General features: G+C 67.0%; 2 protein-coding genes. One reads left to right on the forward strand and one right to left on the reverse strand.

What is annotated here, in order from left to right; all coding sequences use genetic code 11:
- On the forward strand, nt 1–387 hold a 387-nt coding region (locus AB0873_RS31980; protein WP_366604483.1), incomplete at its 5' end, for a phosphotransferase.
- A 181-nt stretch (nt 388–568) separates the two neighbouring features.
- Here AB0873_RS31980 and AB0873_RS31985 read toward each other — a convergent pair.
- Nucleotides 569–3,343 (reverse strand): hypothetical protein, encoded by a 2,775-nt coding sequence (locus AB0873_RS31985; protein ID WP_366604485.1) that lies wholly within the window; start codon nt 3,341–3,343, stop codon nt 569–571.
- Nucleotides 3,344–3,647 lie beyond the last annotated feature (304 nt).

Here is a 3,647-nt window from a genome sequence, read left to right on the forward strand (position 1 = left end):
GACGTCGTCGACGTCGCCGCCTGCCAGGCCATCTGGGACGAGGCGTTGACGTCGGCCTGGCCGTCCGCGCCGGTGTGGTTCCACGGCGACGTGGCGGTCGGCAACCTGCTCACTGCCGACGGGAGATTGTCTGCGGTCATCGATTTCGGTACGTGCGGCGTCGGCGATCCCGCCTGCGACCTCGTGATGGCCTGGACCTACTTCCTCGGTGACGAGCGCAAGGTCTTCGCGGACGCCGTCGGCCTGTCCGAGGACACGTGGCGACGAGCACGCGGCTGGGCGTTGTGGAAGGCGGTCGTGACGATCGCCGGCCGGTCCAGCCCTGATCCCGAGGGCTTCCAGGAGCGCGCCCTGGTCCAAGTCCTTCAGGATTCGGTCATCAGTTGACCGGTGCCGTAGGCGTCACGCAGGTCCTGATACCGATCTGTCACCCAGGTCCCGAGACCGGACAGGATAAATCCGCGAGCGAATGACCAGGAGTCCGGGTCGCCGGCAGACGGGGCACAGGGACCTGGCGGGACGCGCTGAACCCTGTGGTGGCGTCGGCCGCCGCACGAGGTGACCGGCTTCAATCGAGGAGACGGTGATGATTGTTGAGCCAGCCGACTCCGGCGAGATCCTGGACCAGCCACCGGTAAGCCAGGCTGGTCGCCGGAGACGTGTGCCCCAGGGGTAGGTCTACGTTCTGGAGCGGGCTCTGGCCGAACGTCGTCCGGGCGGCGCTGCGGCGCTCCTGGCTGAAGGTCCAGAACGCGTGATCGTCGTCGGTTACGAGTCGCAGGTCGACTGATGGCACGTCCGATCGTTGCGCATCGCGGTCGGGGTCCAGGCTGACGATCATTTCGATCGTGTGCGCGTTCTCGTTGTTGACGGGTCGCCGGACGAGTCCTTCGATGCGTACGGGTAGCATGCTGTAGAGCCCCAAGGCGTCACCGAAGGCCGGGAATGAGGTTTCGGCGAGCTGCCGATAGCCGATCAGGGCTTGTCGCACGATGTTCGTCGCCAGGGTCAAGGTCAGCTCCGGTGAGTATGTCTGCCAGATCCACCTGCCTGTCCCGGGTTGATCGCCTTCGGGCCAGGGTGGCAGGAGCGTATTGCCGTCCTCCATGTCGAGTTGAGCGGCGAGCCACCTGATGTCGTCCGAGTCGACGGAGCGGCCCGCCCCTTGCCACGTCGACCGCGCCGACTGGTTTACCCGCGCCATCCATTTGGTGACGGTGACGCGCAGTTCGGCGAGGTCGATGGTGCGGCGCCGGCGTGTGGCGCTGTAGTTGTAGACGAACTCGGCGAGTAGGTACAGCCGTTCGCGTGCCAGCCATGATGTGCGGGGAACGGGTAGGGTTCGTCTCCTGATCGCGTTCTGGAGCTGTTCTTGCAGCGCCGCCTGGGCGCGCAGCCAGCGCCCAAGGTCAGAGGTCGGAAAGCTAACCCCCTCGACGCGGTGCCATCGGCCGAGGCTGGGGAACATTTCGGGAAGTTTGACGACGTCCGGCGGCGGCAACTGGTCGCGCGACCGAGCGAGCGTCAGATAGCCGTTCTGCAACCAGGTGCCCCACTGCACGAGGCGACCGTCACGGTGTCGTGCCAATGACTCGGCCAGGGGCCCGAGTCCGATTAGCAGGGCTTGTTCCGCGCCGCGCAGCCACTGCCCTGCGCGGATGGCAAGGTCGGGCTCGGCGTTGACCTCGCCGTTGGGGTCGCGGCGGCTGATGAGCGCCGCGATCGCCTCATCAGATGGACCGTCAGGGGTGCGGTCCGCACTGGCGTCGGCGATCTCATCGAGGATCCAGAACGCTGCCGCCGGATTGATCGTCGCAAGGCCGGCGAAGAGGCATTCTTGATCCTGGTTGATGGCGGTGGACACGGCGAATGCGAGCGCGTACCGCCACCGGGGGAACGAACTGGCCGCCGCGATCGTCTCCAGGTCAGCCAGGCCCATCCGGAGGGCTTCGGACCCGAAATACTGCTCGAACACCGGCAACGCGAACGTCAGCTCCGTGTGGTCGCCGACAACGAGGCCGGTTGCGGTGAGGCGACGGACGAGGGGCAACGACCCGAACGAGGCCGCGGTAACCGGCTGCGACTGTCCGAGGATCCGAACGGCCAACCGAGCCAGGTCCCGCCACGTGCCATCAGCAACCTCGTGGCTCTGCGAGTCGATGACCATCGTCGCCAGATCAGCCAGGAGTTGAGCCCGGGATACCTTGACGTCGCGGCCAGCGTGTACTCGGGCCGCCAGGCCAAGAGCGGTCAGCGGACTGGTGAGCAGTTCAGCCGTTTCGGTGTTCCACAGGTGCCAGGGGATGTCGTCACCGAGAGCCAACTTCGCCAGCTCAGCGCCACGCTGGGCCGGCCACGGCTCGATTAGGATCTTCTCCTCGTCGGGCACGGGGATCCCCGGCCGCGCGGTCGCCAGCACGCTGACCCGAGGCCACGTGTGGACGAGTTGGCGGGCCTCGGCGAGGAGGCGGGCGGCTTCCCGCAACGGGACACTGTCCAGGTCATCGATCACCACCTGGCAGCGGCCGGAGGGGTCGCCACCAAGCTCGTTGGCGATCGCCAGTTCCAAGCTGGCAGTGATATGCCGAGCGGGAAGAAACAGCGGAATCTCGGTGTCCGGGTCGTTGGCAGCCACCTGGACAACCCGCCCCCACCAGCGCAGTGCATGTTCCGACTTGCCGGCCCCAAGCCGGCCCACCAGAACGCGGACCTGCCCCACTGGGACCTCAACGAGCGGTTCCTGACGTGCCGCCATCCACGCGAGTACCGCCGGCCGCCGCTCCGCCGGCACGAGCGGTGTCAACCGGGAGACTCGCATGGCGTGGCCTCGCCGGATAGCCAGTTGCCAAGTCTCGATCCGGCTGCGCATCCGCGGGTTGAACGGCACGACTGCGCTGATCTTCTCGACGACGGCGCCGAGGTCGAAGGGTTCGACCGCCTCGCGGGCCTCTTCGTCACTGATCTGCCAGCTACGCTGGGCGCGTTCAGAGTCGGCCAACTGATCCCGCTTCCAGGACCGCAGCATCTCGGCGGGGTACTCGTCCGGGACCTGATCGATCTCCCACGCATGAGGAAAGCACAGCAGGAGGAGGTTGCCGACGTCGCGGTTGTCAGCTTCGCTCATGGCTGGGTCCCAGCGAGGGCCGCCTTCGCTGCGCGCGTGGATATGGGCCACGTGGCTGTTCAGCACGTGTCGACCCGTGTCCGCGTTCACCGTGTACAGCCCGGCACGGCACCCAGGCTTCGCGCACGCGAACGCAGTGCCGTAGAGCTGCCGCACGGTGCCAGGCGTGGGGACACGGTGCTCGATCGGCTTGCCCGATACGGCGGAACGCTTGGTCACGGCCCCATTCTCCCGGTCCACGGCCCGCCCCCGTCCCCTGGGCACGCGCCGAGTCGGCCGCTCCGTCAGCGATCGATACGGTGGCAGCATGCTGCCTTCCGATCATGACTTGCCGAGACCGACCTTCGGCGGGTCTGCGGCGAGCTTTGCAAGCCCTTGCTCGGAACCCGCCGACAACTACTGGCCCGGACCCTCCGCAGTGGGGAGAGTGTCAAGCCCCGGGTTTGATGGAGAGTTGGTTAGCTGGTTTTCAGGGCTGCGGTGACCGGGTGGGTCATCGCGTGTAGTGCCTCGTGTTCGGCGG

The organism is Micromonospora sp. NPDC047707, from assembly GCF_040704235.1.
In the GTDB taxonomy this organism is placed as follows: Bacteria; Actinomycetota; Actinomycetes; order Mycobacteriales; family Micromonosporaceae; genus Micromonospora.